At 63.8% G+C, this 17,985-nt stretch carries 20 protein-coding genes; 18 read left to right on the top strand and 2 right to left on the bottom strand.

The annotated features are described in order from the left end of the window. The first annotated feature begins 18 nt into the window (after positions 1 to 18). The 12 genes from AB7I51_RS11420 (at position 19) to AB7I51_RS11365 (ending at position 11,234) form a co-directional block, all read left to right on the top strand. Positions 19 to 909 carry a DUF2163 domain-containing protein gene (locus tag AB7I51_RS11420; protein ID WP_428404218.1) on the top strand — a complete coding sequence of 297 codons (891 nt, stop codon included), beginning with the start codon at positions 19 to 21 and terminating at the stop codon, positions 907 to 909. Continuing rightward, the gene (locus tag AB7I51_RS11415; protein WP_428404217.1) at positions 906 to 1,337 is read left to right on the top strand and encodes an NlpC/P60 family protein; all 432 of its coding nucleotides are present in this window, start codon (positions 906 to 908) and stop codon (positions 1,335 to 1,337) included. Before AB7I51_RS11420 ends, AB7I51_RS11415 begins: the two co-directional genes overlap by 4 nt. Before the next feature lie 148 nt (positions 1,338 to 1,485). Further along, positions 1,486 to 5,331, top strand: a complete 3,846-nt coding sequence (locus AB7I51_RS11410) for a baseplate multidomain protein megatron (protein WP_428404216.1) — start codon at positions 1,486 to 1,488, stop codon at positions 5,329 to 5,331. An 8-nt stretch (positions 5,332 to 5,339) separates the two neighbouring features. Then, positions 5,340 to 6,812: a DUF2793 domain-containing protein gene (locus tag AB7I51_RS11405; RefSeq protein WP_428404215.1), complete on the top strand. Its 1,473-nt coding sequence runs from the start codon at positions 5,340 to 5,342 to the stop codon at positions 6,810 to 6,812. 4 nt (positions 6,813 to 6,816) lie between these two features. After that, positions 6,817 to 7,332 carry a DUF4376 domain-containing protein gene (locus tag AB7I51_RS11400; RefSeq protein ID WP_428404214.1) on the top strand — a complete coding sequence of 172 codons (516 nt, stop codon included), beginning with the start codon at positions 6,817 to 6,819 and terminating at the stop codon, positions 7,330 to 7,332. A gap of 147 nt (positions 7,333 to 7,479) precedes the next feature. Then, positions 7,480 to 8,091, top strand: coding sequence for an N-acetylmuramoyl-L-alanine amidase (locus tag AB7I51_RS11395; RefSeq protein WP_428404213.1), 612 nt, complete (start codon positions 7,480 to 7,482; stop codon positions 8,089 to 8,091). Positions 8,092 to 8,133: 42 nt separating this feature from the next. After that, the gene (locus tag AB7I51_RS11390; protein ID WP_409981598.1) at positions 8,134 to 8,310 is read left to right on the top strand and encodes a hypothetical protein; all 177 of its coding nucleotides are present in this window, start codon (positions 8,134 to 8,136) and stop codon (positions 8,308 to 8,310) included. A gap of 1 nt (position 8,311) precedes the next feature. Continuing rightward, a complete protein-coding gene (locus tag AB7I51_RS11385; protein WP_428404212.1) occupies positions 8,312 to 8,533 on the top strand; it encodes a hypothetical protein in 222 nt (73 codons plus the stop codon). Then, positions 8,520 to 8,714, top strand: coding sequence for a hypothetical protein (locus AB7I51_RS11380; protein WP_428404211.1), 195 nt, complete (start codon positions 8,520 to 8,522; stop codon positions 8,712 to 8,714). Before AB7I51_RS11385 ends, AB7I51_RS11380 begins: the two co-directional genes overlap by 14 nt. Positions 8,715 to 8,784: 70 nt before the next feature. Continuing rightward, complete coding sequence (locus tag AB7I51_RS11375; protein ID WP_428404210.1) at positions 8,785 to 9,135, top strand: PepSY domain-containing protein; 351 nt, start codon at positions 8,785 to 8,787, stop codon at positions 9,133 to 9,135. Positions 9,136 to 9,160: 25 nt separating this feature from the next. Further along, positions 9,161 to 9,844 (top strand): response regulator transcription factor, encoded by a 684-nt coding sequence (locus tag AB7I51_RS11370; protein ID WP_428404209.1) that lies wholly within the window; start codon positions 9,161 to 9,163, stop codon positions 9,842 to 9,844. A 4-nt stretch (positions 9,845 to 9,848) separates the two neighbouring features. After that, positions 9,849 to 11,234 carry an ATP-binding protein gene (locus tag AB7I51_RS11365; protein ID WP_428404208.1) on the top strand — a complete coding sequence of 462 codons (1,386 nt, stop codon included), beginning with the start codon at positions 9,849 to 9,851 and terminating at the stop codon, positions 11,232 to 11,234. A 49-nt stretch (positions 11,235 to 11,283) separates the two neighbouring features. Here the strand turns inward: AB7I51_RS11365 and AB7I51_RS11360 are convergent, their stop codons facing one another. Beyond that, on the bottom strand, positions 11,284 to 11,679 hold the full coding sequence (locus AB7I51_RS11360; protein ID WP_428404207.1) for a DUF3126 family protein: 396 nt from the start codon (positions 11,677 to 11,679) through the stop codon (positions 11,284 to 11,286). 135 nt (positions 11,680 to 11,814) lie between these two features. Further along, on the bottom strand, positions 11,815 to 12,396 hold the full coding sequence (locus AB7I51_RS11355) for a hypothetical protein (RefSeq protein ID WP_428404206.1): 582 nt from the start codon (positions 12,394 to 12,396) through the stop codon (positions 11,815 to 11,817). Positions 12,397 to 12,579: 183 nt separating this feature from the next. On the opposite strand from AB7I51_RS11355, the gene AB7I51_RS11350 reads away from it, so the two are divergent. The 6 genes from AB7I51_RS11350 to AB7I51_RS11325 form a co-directional block, all read left to right on the top strand. Next, on the top strand, positions 12,580 to 13,209 hold the full coding sequence (locus AB7I51_RS11350) for a DNA-3-methyladenine glycosylase I (protein WP_428404205.1): 630 nt from the start codon (positions 12,580 to 12,582) through the stop codon (positions 13,207 to 13,209). A 70-nt stretch (positions 13,210 to 13,279) separates the two neighbouring features. Then, on the top strand, positions 13,280 to 13,843 hold the full coding sequence (locus AB7I51_RS11345) for a hydrolase (RefSeq protein WP_428404240.1): 564 nt from the start codon (positions 13,280 to 13,282) through the stop codon (positions 13,841 to 13,843). A gap of 21 nt (positions 13,844 to 13,864) precedes the next feature. Beyond that, positions 13,865 to 14,389 carry a tyrosine phosphatase family protein gene (locus AB7I51_RS11340; protein WP_428404204.1) on the top strand — a complete coding sequence of 175 codons (525 nt, stop codon included), beginning with the start codon at positions 13,865 to 13,867 and terminating at the stop codon, positions 14,387 to 14,389. Beyond that, complete coding sequence (locus tag AB7I51_RS11335; protein ID WP_428404203.1) at positions 14,349 to 15,377, top strand: NUDIX hydrolase; 1,029 nt, start codon at positions 14,349 to 14,351, stop codon at positions 15,375 to 15,377. The genes AB7I51_RS11340 and AB7I51_RS11335 overlap by 41 nt, the downstream gene beginning before the upstream one ends. An 85-nt stretch (positions 15,378 to 15,462) precedes the next feature. Next, positions 15,463 to 16,230, top strand: a complete 768-nt coding sequence (locus AB7I51_RS11330; RefSeq protein WP_428404202.1) for a hypothetical protein — start codon at positions 15,463 to 15,465, stop codon at positions 16,228 to 16,230. 248 nt (positions 16,231 to 16,478) lie between these two features. Continuing rightward, positions 16,479 to 17,985: DUF882 domain-containing protein (locus tag AB7I51_RS11325; RefSeq protein WP_428406240.1), on the top strand; the 1,507-nt coding region annotated here is incomplete at its 3' end.

The following is a 17,985-nucleotide window of genomic DNA, read 5'->3' as shown; positions in this document are numbered from 1 at the left end:
TCGACAGGAATAGACCTTATGCTGTCGCTCTCTCCTTCGATGCAGGCGAAACTCGATCGGCGCGCCACCACCTTCTGCCAGTGCTGGCGCGTGTCGCGAAACGACGCGACGGTGATGAGCTTTACCGACCATGACCGCGATCTGAGCTTCAATGGCGTCACCTTTCGCGCCAACACGGGGCTCTCTGCATCGCAGATCGAATCGAACGTTGGCTTTGCGCCGGGAACCGGCGAAGCCGCCGGCGCCTTGAGCGACGACAGTCTCACCGAGTCCGATCTTCTGAACGGAATCTACGACGGCGCTTCGGTCGAGACATGGCTCGTCGATTGGACGGATGTCGCCGATCGCGCCCTGTTGGACATTGCGACGATCGGCGAAGTGCGTCGCGGCGAAAACGCGTTTGCTGCAGAGTTGCGGTCCAGCGCGCATGTCTTCGATCAGCAGCAGGGCCGCGCCTTTCAACGCAATTGCTCTGCCGATCTCGGCGATGTGCGCTGTACCTTCAACGTCATGGCGTCCGGCTTTCACGCGACGGGCGTCGTCGCCGCATTCGCTGGCGGCGTGATTGACATCGATCTATCGCAAAATTTCGACAGCGGCTTTTTCGCGGGCGGCGTTTTGAACTTCGCCAGCGGCGCCAATCAAGACGCGCGCTTCACGGTCAAGTCGCATCGTCAGGATGATTTTCGCGCGACCGTCGCTCTCTGGACAACGCCCGGAGGCGCCATCGTCGCAGGCGACGAAGTTCAAATGACCGCCGGATGCGACAAGTCGCCGACGACGTGTCTCCTGAAGTTCAACAATATCGTCAATTTTCGTGGCTTTCCACATATGCCCGGCAATGATCGGGTCATCGCCTATCCGAGTTCGCTCGCGCCGGCGATGGACGGCGGGAGTTTTTTCCGATGACTCGCGCCGATATCGTCGCGGCGGCGCGAAGCTGGATCGGCACGCCCTATGCGCATCAGGCGTCGCTCATCCATGTCGGCTGCGATTGTCTCGGACTCGTGCGCGGCGTCTGGCGCGACCTCATCGGCGAAGAGCCGGAGGCGGCGCCGCCGTATACGCCGGATTGGGCGGAGGCCTCTCGCGCCGAGACCTTGTTTGACGCCGTGAAGCGGCATTTCAACTTGGTCCGCTTAAGCGATTTTCGCGAGGGCGATATTCTCCTGTTTCGCTTTCGCGACCATCTGCCGGCGAAACATCTCGGCGTCGCGACATCGGCGAAGCATATGATTCATGCGCATGCCGGCGCCTGTGTCGCCGAGGTCGCGATCGGCGCGCATTGGCGCAAGAAGCTCGCCACCGCCTTCGCCTTTCGAGGCGTCGCCGATTGAAGAAGCTGCACGTCTGTCGTTCCCGGCGCGCGCGACGCGCGCGATCGGGAACCCAGAACATATCCTAAGATTCGTGAAGCTGCTCTGGTTTCCCGATCAGGCCTTCGGCCTGTCGGGAATGACAGTTCGGATTCTGTGCGAGACCCTGATGGCCACACTTGTTCTGCAGACCATCGGCTCGGTCGCCGGCGGCGCGATCGACGGACCTGTCGGCTCCACGATCGGCCGGCTCCTCGGCGGATTGGGCGGCTCCTACATCGACTCGGCGCTGCAACCGCACGCTTCGCCGCGCTATTCGATCGGTCCGCGGCTCAAATCGATGGACGGAATCACGTCCACTGAAGGCGCCGGCGTGCCGCGCATCTATGGACGGGCGCGTATCGGCGGCCAAATGATCTGGGCGACGCGTTTCCTCGAACGCGTCAACGTCTCCTTTGGCCAAGCGCAGCGGCAGGGCAAAGGCGGCGGCGGGCTGACGGTTCAATTTACCTATTCCTACTTCGCGAATTTCGCGATCGGCCTGTGCGAAGGGCCGATCGCCTTCGTGCGACGCATCTGGGCCGATGGCTCCGAGCTCGATATGACGACGCTGCCGATCCGCATCTATACGGGAACCGAAGATCAAGAGCCCGATCCGCTGATCGCGGCAAAGGAAGGAGCGGAAAACGCGCCGGCCTATCGCGGACTGGCCTATATCGTTTTTGACGATCTGCCGCTTGCGGCTTTCGGCAATCGCATTCCGCAATTCACTTTCGAAGTGGTGAAGCCCGTCGACGGCATCGGCGCGTTAATCCGAGCCGTCGACCTCATTCCAGGCACGTCCGAGGCGGGCTACAATCCATCCCTCAAACTCAATTTCTATTCGCCTGGCGCCACCGCCGCGGAAAATCGCCATCAGCTGACGGCGGCGACAGACTGGGCCGCGTCGATCGACGCGTTGCAGGCGCTCTGTCCCAATCTCGAAAGCGTCGCGCTGGTCGTCGCCTGGTTCGGCGACGATCTTCGCGCCGAACATTACACGATCGCGCCGCGAATTGACTCGCTCTTCAAAACCATCGGTCAGTTCAACTTTCTTCTTGGCGCCTTCTGGCCGCCAGATTGGTCCGTCGCCGGACTGGTTCGCTCAACCGCGCGCCTTGTTTCACAAATCGACGGACGCTCCGCCTATGGCGGCACGCCGAGCGACGCGTCGGTTATCGCGGCGATCGCGGACCTCAAAGCGCGCGGTCTTGCGGTGACGTTCTATCCTTTCGTGATGATGGATGTACCACCGGGGAATGCGCTGCCCGATCCCTATACGGGCGCGATCGGACAGCTGGTGTTTCCTTGGCGGGGACGCATCACTTGCGATCCGGCGCCCGGACGGCCCGGTTCGCCCGACGCGAGCGCCGCAGCGGCGGCGCAGCTCGACGCCTTCTTTTCGCGCTATCGTAATTTTATTCTGCATTGCGCCAATCTTTGCGTCGCGGCTGGCGGCGTCGACGCCTTCCTCATCGGCTCAGAGCTGATCGGCCTGAACCGCGTGCGTTCCGCGCCGGGCGAATACCCCGCCGTCGCGGCGCTGACGGCGCTCGCTGCAGAAGCGAAATCAATCCTCGGCGCGCAAACCAAAATCTCCTATTCCGCAGACTGGACCGAATATGGCGCGCATGTTCCTGCAAGCGGCGAAGTGCGCTTTCCGCTCGATCCGCTGTGGGCGTCATGCAGCGTGGATTTCGTCGGAATCGACGTCTATTGGCCGCTTTCCGACTGGCGCGACGGCGACGCTCATCTCGATGCAGAGGAAGCGGCAAGCATTAGCGATCTCGCTTATCTCACATCGCGCGTCGCCTCGGGCGAAGGCTATGACTGGTATTACGCCGACGCCAATGCGCGCGCGATGCAGGTCCGCACGCCGATCAGCGACGGACTGGGCAAGCCTTGGGCGTTCCGTCAAAAGGACATTCTGTCATGGTGGTCGCAGCCGCATTATGAGCGGGTCGGCGGCGCCGAGCTTGGCACGCCGACGGCGTGGGCGCCGCAATCAAAGCCGATCTGGATCGTCGAGACCGGATGCCCCGCCGTCGACCGCGGCGCCAATGCGCCGAATGTTTTCCCGGACTCGCGATCGAGCGAAGGCGGGCTCCCTTATTTCTCGCGCAACGGCCGCGACGATCTCATGCAGGCGCGATTCATCGAGGCGATGATCGCGCATTTCGATCCGTCCTCTCCTGGCGCCGCGTCGCGCAATCCGACGTCGAGCGTCTATGCCGGTCCGATGGTCGACCCTTCGCGGCTGCATATCTGGTGCTGGGACGCCCGTCCTTTCCCCGCGTTTCCGACGCAGAGCGACGCATGGAGCGACTCCGCCAATTGGGAGACCGGCCATTGGCTCAACGGGCGCCTCGAAGGCGCGCCGCTCGATCGCCTGCTGCCGACGCTCGCCGCTGCGATTTCTGCGCCCGAAGGCGCGGCGCAGCGTCCGAACATCGGCGGCTTCGTCGACGGCTATGTGCTGGAGCGGCCGATGTCGCCGCGCGAGGCGATCGATCCGCTTGCCGCGCTCGTTGGCTTTGAAGCGGTGGCGAACGGCGGCGCATTGCGCTTCGTCGAGCGGCGCGGACAGCCAGTCTACGAAATTGGCGAAGACGATCTCGTCGTCGGGAAAACCGCGTCGCTTGTCACGCTGACTCGCGCGCAGGAAAGCGAGTTGCCCCACGAGATTGCGCTCTCCTTTTCCGATTCCGAAAACGATTTTCAGATGTCGGCGCGACAAAGCGATGCGCAGGCGGCGGTGATGACGCACCGCGCCAATGCGCAGGCGCTTGCCGAAAGCTGGCTCCAGGATTTGTGGATCGGACGCGAGACCGCGGAATTTACGGTACGGCAGGGCCTCATCGCCTTGCAGCCCGGCGATCTCGTCGGGCTCGGCGCGGCGGGCGGAAACCGGCTGTTTCAAATCCAGCGCATCGCCGACGGCGCCGCGCGGCGGATCAGCGCCCGTGCGGCGGATGCTTCCGTTTACTATGCGGCCGCCCCGCTGCTTCGACGCGCCAATGTCGTTTCGCCAAAGATCGTCGGCCCCGCGCGGGTGGAGATTCTCGATCTGGCGCTCGCGCGCAAAGAGGAGGCGCTCTCCTATGTGGCGGCCTTCGCCGATCCGTGGCCGGGCCCGCTTGCAATTTGGAGAAGCGCATCTAGCTTCGACGGCGGCTACGATCAGGTCGCGACAATCGACAAGCGCGCAATCATCGGAGAGACGCTCGATGTCTTGAAGGCCGGTCCTGTCGGACGTTTCGACAAGGGCGCCGCCGTCACCGTCAAAATCGGTGCCGGAGAACTCTCTTCCGTCGCAGATCTCGCGGCGCTCGCCGGACGCACGGCGATGGCGATCCGCGTCGGCGAAGACTGGGAGATCTTCGCTTTCGCGCAGGCCGAACTCGTCGGCGACAAGACCTATCGCTTGTCGCGGCTCATTCGCGGCCTCGGCGGCGAAGAACATCTCGCGACGCGCGATGCGCCGGCCGGTTCGACCGTCGTGCTGCTCAATGACGCAATCGCGCCACTGGCGCGCAAAGTCTCCGAGATCGGCGCGCAGATCGCCTATCGCATTGGTCCCGTCGACCGCGATTATGCCGAGCCGATCTTCGTTCAGCCGACGGTCGCCGCCACCAACAAAGCTTTGCGTCCCTACCCGCCGACTAAAGCGCGCGCGAGGCGCACGCCGGCTGGCGTGGTCATCGACTTCACGCGGCGCGGAAGACTCGACTCCGATGCCTGGGAGGCGTTTGACATTCCGCTCGGCGAAGAAAGCGAATCCTACGGAGCCGACATCGCGCTGCCAGCAAGCGGAAAGCGGACGCTGACCGCCGCCATGCCGTCGCTTCTTTATCCCGCCGCTGACGAACTCGCCGATTTTGGCGCGCCGCAGAGCGAACTGACACTCTCGCTTTATCAGATGAGCGCGACGGTCCAGCGCGGCTTTCCGCTGACGACGACTCTCGCCATCCAATAGGCCAAACGATGACGCAGACCACGCATCTTGCGCTGCCCTTCCTCGACGCGGCGCAAGCGCAAAAGCACGTCACCCATAATGAAGCTCTGACGCTGATCGATGCGCTGACGCAGCTTGCGATCTCGTCCAGAAATGTGATGTCGCCGCCAGTGACTCCGGCGGAAGGCGATCGTCTGCTCGTCGGCGCCGGCGCCACGGGCGACTTCGCCGGCAAGACCAATCAAGTCGCAACGTTTCTTGCAGGCGGCTGGAGTTTTCTTGCGCCGCAGGCCGGATGGCGGGCCTATATCGAAGCGGAACAGCTGTTGTTGCTCTATGACGGCGCCGCATGGATCGACTGCGGCCTGTCTTTGCGCCAGCTGCAGAATCTTTCCTTGCTTGGCGTCGGCGCGACCGCCGACGGCGCCAATCCGCTGCTCGCAAAACTCAATGCGACGCTTTTTACCGCCAAGGGCGTCAGCGAAGGCGGCTCCGGCGATCTTCGTTTCGCGCTCAACAAGGAGAACGCAGCGAAAACGGTCTCGCAACTTTATCAGTCAAACTATTCCGGACGCGCCGAGACCGGGCTGACCGGCGACGACGACTTTCACGTCAAGGTGTCGCCGGACGGCGCGACCTGGAAGGAAGCGGTCGTCGTCGACAAGACGACCGGGCAGCCAAAATTTCCTCAAGGCGTCGGCGATGGCGCGCCGTTTTCGTTTCGCAACCGGCTTCGCAATGCGAGCTTTGCGATCAATCAGCGAGCCGTTTCCGGAACGGTGACGCTGGCGGCGGGCGCCTACGGCCATGACGGCGTCAAGGCCGGCGCGAGCGGATGCACCTATACGTTTGCCGCGAGCGGCATCGAAACGACGATCACGATCTCTGCCGGCTCGCTGATCATGCCGATCGAGGCAGGCATGATTGAGGGCGGCGTCTACACGCTCTCGCAGGCCGGGACGGCGCAGGCGCGCGTCTGGCAGGGAACAGGTTATACGGGCTCGGGAACATACGCCGCGTGTCCGCTTCAGACGAGCGGTCTGACGGCGAACGCGCAGACCAACGTCGAGTTCTCCACGGGGACGATCCTGCGCCCGCAGTTCGAGAAGGGCGCCTTCGCGACCAGCTTCGCGCGCAGGCCGCGGACGATAGAGCGCCTGCTGTGCATGCGTTACTTTCAAACAAGCTATGCCGACGGCGTCGCGCCGGGAACGGCGGGCGCGGCGTTTGGCATAAGCCAGTTTTTCCCCGCCTCGCCCGATTGGCTAACTCTTGTGGCGCTGCTCTACCCGGTTCCGATGGCGGCGACGCCGACCATTACGCCATATTCACCAAACTCCGGCGCATCCGGCAAGGCATACGCAAACAATGTAGGCGCCGATTATGCTGTCTATGCCTCGGCCGGCAATGACAAAGGCGCGACAATCACGGTGCTTGGAGGCACCGGCCTGGGGGCAGGTCAGGGCTGGCGATTGAATTTGACACTGTCGGCGGAGATTTGATCTCGTGACCTACACGCTTCTTTCCACTCCTGGGGGGCTGCTCGTCAGTCGTGACGCTGACGGCGCGATCATCCCCGCCGATCCGGCGAACGCCGATCGTCGCGCTTATGAGCAATGGGTCGCCAATGGCAATGCGCCGACGCGGTCCCCTACGCCGACGCTTGACGAGATGAAGACGCAAAAGCTCGCCGCGCTCGCCGATCGCCGATGGCGGGCGGAAGGCGCCGGCGTGACGGTCGGCGACATTCGCATGCAGACGACGCGCGGCGCATGGACGCCGCTCGCGCGCCTCTATCAGCGCGCGCTTTCCAATCCGACATTTTCTTGTCCGGCCTGGAAGCTCGGCGACGGATTATTCATCGCTATCGACAATGCGACGCTGATCGCAATGGGCGACGCGGTCGAGGCTCATGTGCAGGCGTGCTTTCTGCGCGAGAAGGAAATCAGCGCGCTCATCGCCGCCGCGGCCGACGCGGCTGCGCTCGCGGCGATCGACATAGAGTCGGGCTGGCCGGCGTAGAGGCCCCCTTCACGAAAGAAAAAGCCGCGGCGATCTTTTTCGGCTCGCGATTGAGCCGTGACGAGCGCCGCGACCGCCAACTCGCGCACGCGACGACCGCGCGCCTTAACAACCAACCCATTCGACCAAATTGGAAGGAGTCGGCTCATGGCCTTCGCCGTGAAGAATCATGTCCTGCATCTAGACGACAAGCCGGTCGCGCAAAAGCCGACGCCCAACGTCAGCGGCGTTCTCAAGCCCTCGCTGCTAATTATGCATTACACCGCCTCTCAGTCGGCGAAAGGCGCGATCTCCTGGCTGTGCAATCCGCATGCAAAGGCCTCCGCACATCTCGTCGTCGATCTCGATGGAACGGCGACGCAGCTTGCGCCTTTCAATCGCGTCGCGTGGCACGCAGGAAAAAGCGTTTGGAAGCGGCGCGCAAACTGCAACTCTTTTTCGATCGGCATTGAGCTCACCAATCCCGGTCCGTTGACGAAGCTCGCCAACGGCAAATTCGCCGACTGCAATGGAAGAAGCGTACCGGCGAGCCAGGTGGCGATGCTCGCGCACAAATTGGACAAGGGCGCGCAGAAGCCCTGGATGATCTATCCCGCCGTTCAGATTTCGGCGGCTGTCGATATCGCGAAAGCGATCTGCCAGACCTATGGCATCTCCGAAATCGCCGGTCATGACGACATCGCCTCGACTCGCAAGCGCGATCCCGGCCCCGCCTTCGCCATGGACTCATTCGTCTCGCGAGTGCTCGGCCGAAAGTGAAACCGCGCCGGCGGCTTCCGGCATCACGAAAGGAAATTCAGCATGCAAGGCTATCGCACATACATTGCGGCCGGACTCGTCGCGCTTTTCGGCGCGCTCGCCTCGACCGACTGGATCGCCGTCCTCAATGATCCCAAGGCCGGCGCCGTCGCCGTCGGATCGGCGGCGCTGATGGCGATCATGCGCAGCATCACCTCGACCCCGCCCGGAACCGCGTGACATGTCGAGGCTGACCGAACTCGGTCTCGTCGTCATCACCGGAGTCGTCCTCTACGGGCTGGGGCGCGCAATGCTCGCGCGCCTCGTCGCCGGCGGCGGGGACAAGGAAAAAGCACGCCGCGACGAATCGGATCTGCACGCCGCGCAGCGGCAGGCGGAAATCATGGTTGAGCGCAGGAGCGTGGAAGATGTTTCGCAAGATCTCGATCTTGGTCGTTTTTAGCATCGCTCTTGCCGCCTGCCGGTCGACGGGCGGCGGCTGTCCGCCGCTCGTCGCCTATTCGCTCAAAGAGCAGAAAATCGCCGCGAAGCAGTTGCGCGCTTTGCCCAAGGACACGCCTCTCGCCGCGATGATCGTCGATTACAAGAAAACGCGAGACGCCTGCCGCGCTTCCGGAAGCTGAGCGTGGCGGGGGCGCGACTATTCATTGCGCATTCATGGCTTTCGGCCGAATATGCGGCCGGGAGAGGCGCATGTCGGCCGCCGGATGTTTTGCAAGACGGGCGTTCGCAGTCGCCGTCCTCGCGGCGACGGCCGCCGCCGTACGTTCAGCGCGCGCCGAAGATCCGCCTCCCGCGCATATGCAATGTTTCACCATGGCGCAGACGCGCGGCAAAATCGAAGCGCATAAGCTCGCCGATCCGTTCCGAAGCATGCGGGAGCTGGCCTTGCGGCTGCAAGGCGAGCCGCTCGGCGCGAAACTGTGCCAATTGGGCGAAGGACTTATCTATGAGATCAGCCTGCTGCGCCGGGACGGCCACATTGTCAAAATTCACGTCGACGCTTTCAGCGGCCGAGTTCGTTCCGGCGCGATAGAGTATTGAATGGTAGACATGCAGGGAGGACGCGTTGCGGCTACTCGTCGTTGAAGACGACAAGGATTTGAACCGCCAGATCGTTCGCGCGCTCGAACAATCAGGCTATGCGGTGGACCGCGCCTTCGACGGCGAGGAAGGCTGGCATCTCGGCGAAACGGAACCGTACGACGCCGTCGTTCTGGACATCGGCTTGCCGAAGAAGGACGGCGTGACCATTCTCGAAGAATGGCGCGCGGCCGGACGCGACATGCCGGTGCTGATCCTGACCGCCCGCGACCGCTGGAGCGACAAGGTGCAAGGCTTCGACGCCGGCGCCGACGATTACGTCGCCAAGCCTTTCCATATGGAGGAAGTGCTGGCGCGCATCCGTGCGCTGCTGCGCCGCGCCACCGGCCATGCCACGAATGAGATTGTCTGCGGCGCAGTCCGACTCGACACGAAAGCCGGCCGCGTCGTCGTCGACGGCGCGCCGGTGAAGCTCACTTCACATGAATACCGGCTGCTCGCCTATCTGATGCATCACAGCGGACGCGTGGTTTCGCGCAGCGAGATCATCGAACATTTATACGATCAGGATTTCGATCGCGACTCCAATACGATCGAAGTCTTCGTCGGCCGGCTGCGCAAGAAGCTCGGCGTCGACCTGATTCAAACCGTGCGTGGACTGGGCTATATGGCGGCGGCGCCGGCAAAGGACGCCGGCGAAAAGCGTTAGGCGCATGCGCGGCCTGGCGATCGGATCCTTTCGCACTATCGCCGCGCGCCTCTTTCTGACGGCGGCGGCGATGAGTCTCGTCGTCCTGCTCGTCGCCAGCATTCTTCTTACCGCCTACTACCGAAGCGAGGCCGAACAAGTCTTCGAGCGGCGCCTCGACGTATATTTGCGCGCCATCGTCGCCGACGTCTCCGAATCCGGCCAGGAGGGACGCACCGGCCCCGGCCAACTCGGCGATCCCCAATTCGAACTGCCGGGTTCGGGCTGGTATTGGCAAATCACCCGGCTCGACGACAAATCGCATGAAATAAAGGCGTCGCGGTCGCTCTTCGCGGGCACGCTGCCGAAACTCTCGGACCTCGGCGTGCCAGCAGAAATCGGCGGGTTTCGTCGTGGCTATGCGCAGGGACCTGACGGGCGACGGTTGCGCATCGTCGAGCGCATCATCGACGTCGGCGACGTCGGCATCTATCTCGTGCAGGTCGCCGGCAGCGGCGAAGAGATGGAGGAGCAGATCGCGCGATTTCGCTTCGCCTTGATCGTCGCCTTCGCCGCGCTCGCCATCGCGCTTGCCATCGGCGCCGCCTTTCAGGTCCGTTTCGGTTTGCGTCCCCTGCGGCAGCTGCAGCGCGAACTCGCATCGATCCGCCGCGGCGAGTGGGATCGCATCATGGGCAAATATCCGAGCGAAGTCGCGCCGCTCGCCGACGAACTCAATCTGCTCATCAGCGCCAATCGCGACATTCTCGAACGCGCCCGCACCCAGGTCGGCAACCTCGCCCATGCGCTGAAGACGCCGCTCTCCGTCATCGTCAACGAGGCCGACTCCGCGCCGGGTCAACTCGCGCAGAAGGTGCAAGAACAGGCGCAGATCATGCGCGACCAGATCTCTTTCTATCTTGATCGAGCCCGCGCCGCCGCGCGCGGCGGCGCGCTCGGCGCGGCGACGCCGGTTGCGCCGTCGATCGACGCCTTGCTGCGCGCCTTCAGCAAAATATACGGCGACAAGGGCGTGATCTTTTCCGGCGGCCCCAATCCGCAGCTGCGCTTTCTAGGCGAACGCCAGGACCTTGAAGAAATGATCGGCAATCTGCTCGACAACGCCGGCAAATGGGCGAAGAGCAGCGTAACGATCGAGGTTTCCGCCGACGGCGGCGACGCGTCGCGGCCGGCGCTACGTTTCACGATCGACGACGACGGGCCAGGACTTGCGCCGCATCTTCGCGCAGCGGCGACGCAACGCGGCCGGCGGCTCGACGAAACCAAGCCTGGTTCAGGTCTCGGCCTGTCGATCGTCGTCGATCTCGCCGCCGCCTATGGCGGCTCGCTGCGCCTCGAAGACAGTCCCCACGGCGGGTTGCGCGCCGAGCTCCGGCTGCCGGGATTTTAACGCGCAAAGCGAATGATCGGCGATCAAGAACCGGCGGCTCCCGCCGCGCTCATTCCTCTTCGAGATCGAAATCAAGAATGGCGATCTGCAGCGTGAAGCTCGAGAGCTTCGGATCGTCGGCCGAGATGACGCCGAGAAATTCGCCATCGGCGTTGAGTTCGACCGAATCGGTCTTACGCCCGCGCGCCGCGATCGACAGGCGGTCATTTTCAAACAGTTTGCGCAAATAGGATTGCAGCGCTTCGCGTCCGACCGGGATTTTCATCTCGAAGGCGAAGGAGCGATCGCCATCCTCGTCGTCGACGGAAATCGAAGCGATCTTGCGTTCGCCGAGATGCGCCGCCGCATCATCGGGATTTTTCGGATCCGCAACGACGCGAATGCCGTCATTGCCGAGCGAGCGGCGCAGAAAGGACTGCAATTTTTGCAACTCGGCCTTATCCAAGCTCGCGCCCTCGTTTGTCAGTTGTTTTCATTCCTCTGCCAAGAGCCTTTGCCATGAGCCTCGCCGCCGGGCAAGAGCGCATGAAAAACCCGACGGCGAAAGCCGTCGGGCTTTTTAGCTGGCCTTTCCGGGGCTTTATTCGCCGGCGGCCTTAAGCCGCTTGTTGCACTCGCTCCAATATTTCGGCCAGGTCATTTTTGAACCGGACCTTTTGAACTCGGCCTTTTTCGCCTTCCATTCGGCGGCGCATTTCTTTTGGCGCGCGCGCATCGCAGCTTTCGTGTCCGCCGCAGGTTTCGGCGCAGGGGCCGCTTCGGTCGCCGGCGTAGGCTCGACGGGCTTCGCTTCAGTCGCTGGCGGCGGCTCGGCGGGCTTGGACTCAGTTGCGGGCTGGGGCGCCGCGGCTGGCGGCGGCGCTTCGGCGGCGGCGGGCGGCGGAGTCTCGGGCTTCGCTTCGGCGGGCTTGGCTTCCGCGGGCGCGGCTTCAGCCGGTTTCTCTTCGGCAGGCTTGGCCTCCTCCGCCAGCCGCGCGCGACACGCTTTCAAGAAGTCCTGCCAGCTCTGTCCGCCGAGCTCATTGGCGGCCTTTGCGGCCTGATATTGCGATCCGCATTCCTTCAACACATTGGCCTGCGCATAGGCCGCCTCCGAACCGGCGACCACGCCGACGGCGAGCGCGAAAAGGCCGGCCGCAGCGTGAGAAACAGCGATCCCCATATAAATCTCCATCGATGGACGGCGCGAACTGAGCCGCAGTGATTGCGAGGGCGCACAAAGCAGGACGCGCGCCATCTGCGTCCGCCGCCGCGACGATAGTCCCAACTTGGTTGTGAACGCAATCCGAACGGGCGATAAAGCCGCGGCTGGGCGTTCTGTGTCCGCCCTTGAAAGGATTTGATCTTGGCGCGGGTCCGGGAACAGCCGGCAAGCTGGCGCGACCTTGAAGTCGTGTCCCATATCGATGGGGTGACGCGTTGCCCATGGCCGGGCGTCGATCCGCTCTATCTCGACTATCACGACAATGAATGGGGACGACCCGAGCGCGACGGCCGGGCGCTTTTCGAAAAGCTGACGCTCGACGGATTTCAGGCCGGCCTTTCCTGGATCACGATTCTGCGCAAGCGCGAAGCTTTTCGCGCCGCCTTCGCCGGGTTCGATCCCGATCAGGTCGCGCGCTTCGATCAAAGGCGGATTGCTGTGCTGATGGGCAATGACGCAATCGTGCGCAATCGTGCAAAAATCGAAGGCGCCGTGCTGTCGGCGCGGGCGTGGCTCGAGATCGAGGCGACGACCGGCTTCTCGAATTATCTGTGGGATTTCGTCGACGGCGGGCCGATCGTCAATCATTGGAGGCGGATGAGCGACGTGCCGACGCAAACGCCTCTATCGGAACGCCTTTCGAAAGACCTTAAGGCGCGTGGCTTCAAATTCTGCGGCCCGACCATCGTCTACGCCTTCATGCAGGCGGTCGGCATGGTCGACGATCATCTGGTGGGCTGCCATCGGCACGCGGGGGGCGACGCTGGCTGACGCAACGCGCTCCCCCTCGATCAAGGGCCGGCGCGTGGCGCGCAGCGAAGCCCCCCGCGCCTGGCAGCGCATGTTGTCGGGGCGCCGGCTCGATCTGCTCGACCCTTCGCCGCTCGACGTGGAGATCGAGGATATCGCCCATGGGCTGGCACGCGTCGCGCGCTGGAACGGCCAGACCGTCGGGCCACACATTTTCTCCGTCGCGCAACATAGCCTGCTCGTCGAGAGGATTGCGAGCGCGCTCAATCCCGCCGTCGCCCGGACCGAGCGGCTCTACATGCTGCTGCATGACGCCCCAGAATATGTGATCGGCGACATGATCTCGCCGTTCAAAGCGGTGATCGGCGACGCCTACAAAGCGGTGGAGCACCGCATCCTCGGCGCGATTCTCGTGCGTTTCTCTCTGCCGCCGGCGCCTTCGCCGACGCTGCGGCGCCTGTGCAAAGAGGCCGACCGGGCCGCCGCTTTTTTCGAGGCGGTGACGCTCGCGGGGTTTACACGGCGCGAAGCCGAGCGCATCTTCGGCCGCCCGGCGATCCCGCCGCAGCCCTTCATGGACGAACTCGCCCCGACTCCCATCGAGGAGACGGAGGCGCGTTTTCTCGCTCGATTTCGGGCAGTCGACGAAAGTTGAAGACGAACGCCGGGGAGCGACATGCCGGATGGGCGCCTATACGTCTGTTCGCTGACCAAGGTGGTCGAGACCGTGCGCGAAACCGGCGCACGCTCGCTTATCACCATTCTAACAGCCGGGGCGTCGCTTGTTCGACCTTGCGAAATCCCGCCAGAGCGCCATTTGCGGATCGCAGTGTCCGATATCGACGCGCCGCGGGAGGGTCACATCCTCCCCGGCGAGGAACATATCGATCGGCTGTTGGCTTTCCTTGAAGAATGGGACCGCTCCGCGCCGCTCGTCATTCACTGTTACGCCGGGGTGAGCCGCTCGCCCGCAGCGGCCTTTGTCGCGGCCTGCGCCTTGACGCCACACCGCAGCGAAATGGAAATCGCGCGCGAACTGCGCCGCGTCTCGCCGACCGCGACCCCGAACCGGCGGCTGGTCGCGATCGCAGACGAACGGCTCGGCCGCGGCGGGCGAATGTCGGCCGCGATCGCCGCGATCGGACGCGGGGCCGACTGCTATGAGGGAGCGCCTTTCGCCCTCGAATTCGCCGACGCGTAGCCGGCCCGCGCCAGAGCTTGCGCCCATTTCGCCGCCTGTCGAAATCGGGCTGACCGCCGCGATCGTCGCCATTCGCGTCGATGAGCCGCTGATTCTGACGACGCGTGCGGATGGGCCTGCCGACGTCGCCGCCCTGCCCTCCGGTCCGTTCGATCCCATCCGGCACCGGACCTTCGAAATCGGACTGCGCGAATGGGTCGCCGAACAAACCGGCGCGCCCCTCGGCTATGTCGAGCAGCTTTATACGTTTGGCGATCGCGGACGGCACGCCCGGGCCGGCGACCGCGACCCGCATGTCGTGTCGGTGGGCTATCTGGCGTTGACCCGCATTGGCCAGGACGCCGATCGGCGCGGCGGCCTCTGGCGCAGCTGGCATGATTTCTTCCCCTGGGAAGACTGGCGGAAAGGCGCCCCGGCGATCATTGAGGAAGCGATCGCTCCCGGACTGGAGAACTGGGTCTCGGAATCGCCGGACGCCGCGTCTTCTTCTGGCCTCTCCCGCAGAATGCGCGTCAATCTTCTCTTTGGCGCCAGAGGCCGGGCGTTCAACGAAGAAAACGTTCTTGAGAGATACGAGCTTCTTTACGAGGCCGGCCTGCTCGAAGAGGCGCTCCGCGACGACCGCGAATCGGCAAAAAAAAGAGCGCCGCTGGCGCCGCTCGGGACGCCGATGCGCCATGATCATCGCCGCATTCTCGCCACAGCTATGGGCAGATTGCGCGCCAAAATGAAATATCGACCGGTGATTTTCGAGTTGATGGCGCCGGAGTTCACGCTGACTGAGCTGCAGCGGACAGTAGAAGCGATCGCAGGACGGCACCTCCACAAGCAAAACTTCCGCCGTCTGGTCGAAACAACCGCCATTGTCGAACCGACCGGCGAAATGTCCTTAAAAACAGGCGGCCGCCCGGCTGCTCTATTTCATTTTCGCCGCAATGTTCTGCAAGAAAGACCGGCGCCAGGGCTTCGCGTCGGCATAAGGGGCTGAATTTCGTCCCTTAAGGCGTTGTTCACCGCGACATGGTGAATGCTTGCTGAAGCGTAAGCCCCCATGCCTAGAGTAGAGGTGCGTCTTGGGCTATTTGTCGCCGCCGCCAATGCCGGCGCCGGTCGTCGTCTACAAGGACGTCGGCGGTCTCGTCAGCGATTATGAGGCGTTCACCGAACGCTATCGCCGCGAAAACCGCGAAGTCAGGCTGCATGAGTGCCGCTCGGCCTGCACGCTGGCGCTCAGCCTGCCGAACGTCTGCGTCTATCCGGACGCAAAGGTCAAATTCCACCAAGCTTACAACGCCATCAACAGAGAGACCGACCTCGGCGTCTCGTCTCGGCTGTTTGCCTCCTACCCCGCCGCCGTGCAGGCCCGCCTCGGCTATCTGACCAGGGAATATCGGGTGTTGACGGGGACCGAGCTGATCGCCCTCGGCATGCGCAACTGTGAAGGCGGCGCGACCATGATCGCCGCCCGCAAACAGCGCACGCCCACGACCCGCGTCGCCAGCGCTCTTTCCGAAGGCCAATCCGCCGCGAGCCTCGCCTCGTTCGGCGATATCGCGCACAAAGTGCAGTCGGCTGTCGCCACCGCGCTTTCGGGGGCGGGCGATCAGACCGCGTCGATTCGCGTCGCCGTCGCCGACCGCCAGCCGATCTCCGGCATCCCGGGCGAGCAAGAGCAGACGAACCAGCTTCCCGACTCGCCGCCGCTGCCGCCTCGCCGGCCGACGCCGGAAGATTTCGCGGCGCTGGACTCGGCGCCACTGTCGCCCGCCTATCTGCAACTCATCAGCGGGGCGCAGCCGATCCTGGGACAGCAGTTTGTGCGCACAGTGGCGTCGAACTGAACCACGGCGAAGCTTGAGCAATTTTTCGCCACGATGTTCCCCTAGCGTCGGAACCGGTGGGGAATCAGGGCGGTAACGACCGTCTAAGGGGCAACGCGCTCTAACTGCGCATTCTGCAATGGATTTTTCGCCATCCTCGCGCCGTCCGGCGCAGTGAGCTCCCTTTGGCCGGCTGGTCTAAAGGAAAGTTGGTTTTCTGAGGCGACGTCGGTCAAGACGCGCTTCAAGCGAGACGAGGAAGCGACCCATTGACGACGCCTCGCTCTAGCGCGCGCCTGAATTTCGTTCCGCTTTCGAAAGCGCTTATTTCGAAATCGCTTGGCCTCTTCGTCCTTTGCCTGGCGACGCTCGCGCCGAAGATGACGGAAACAGCCGTCGCCAATGGCGACACCAGGACAATTAATCTTTACCACGCCCATACGCATGAATCGATTTCGGCGACCTATCTCGTCAACGGGCAATATGACGTCAATGTCCTCCAGCAATTGAACTGGTTCCTGCGCGACTGGCGCCGCGACGAGCCAACCAATATGGACCCGCGCCTGTTCGACGTCGTATGGGAAGCCTATCGCAGCGCCGGCGCCGGCGATGAGGTTGTGCATGTCGTCTCCGCCTATCGTTCGCCCGAGACCAACGCCATGCTGCGCGCCCGCTCGCGCGCCGTCGCAAAATATTCCCAGCATATGCTCGGCAAGGCGATGGACACCACCATGCCGGGCATGCCGATGTCGCAAGTCCGCGAGATTGGGATGCGCATGCAGCGCGGCGGCGTCGGCTATTATCCGACGGCGGGCACGCCTTTCGTCCATCTCGACGTCGGCAATGTGCGCCACTGGCCGCGCATGAGCTATGACGAGCTGGCGCGGCTGTTCCCAGACGGGAAGACCGTGCATTTGCCGACCAACAACCAGCCGCTAGCGCGCTATGAAGAAGCGCGCGCGGAGATCGAAGCCCGCAGCGACGGGGCCTATGTCGTCGCGACGCCGCGGCGCACATTCGGCGGGTTCTTCGCCAGTTTGTTTGGCCGCGGAGGCGGCGCCGAGGAAGACGACTCGGAAGTCACGGCGCCTGCGCCAAGCACGCGCAAACAATGGGCGTCGCTCGCGCCACGGACCGCTCGCGGAAGGCGCGGAGGCGAAGCCGAAGAAGAAGGCGGCGCTTCCGACAGCGCCAGCGACAATCGCTATCGGTCGCAAGAGATCGCGCGCGCCGAGGCCGATCTGCCGCGGGGCGAAACCGCTCTCTCGGCGCCGGGCGCGGAGCCACTCGAGCAGGAAGCGTTCCGAGCGGCGAAGCCTAGCGTTCGGGCGCCGCTGCCGCCGCAACGTCCGGCGTCGCTCGCGGCCTTCACGGACAATGAGATGGCCTATGACAGGTCCGCCACTCTCGCCGCGATGCATGGCTCACGCAAGCTGCGAAGCGCGGTCGAATATCAGGAAAGCGACGGCGCCGACGCCGGTTCGAACGGCGCCTCGGCAGGCGATGCGGCGCTGCGTCGGCGCGGAAAGACGGCGGCGCCCCTGCCCCCGGCTCGACCGGCGACCTTCGACGCTAAGGCGACCAGCGCGATCGCGCGGCTCGTCGACTCGCCTAAAACTGAAGCAAGAAAGTCAAATTCGAAGGCGCGGCGGGATTCACTCGCCTATGCGCCCGAACCGAGGGATGCGTCTGACCGCGGCGAAGAGAACGCGCCAGGCGACGTCTCCAACCAAAGAGCGAAAGCCTCGCTTATCGCCCCGACAGGGCTCCGATCCG

Source organism: Methylocystis sp., from assembly GCF_050246715.1.
GTDB lineage: Bacteria > Pseudomonadota > Alphaproteobacteria > Rhizobiales > Beijerinckiaceae > Methylocystis.
This window is presented reverse-complemented; position numbering and strand designations above follow the sequence as displayed.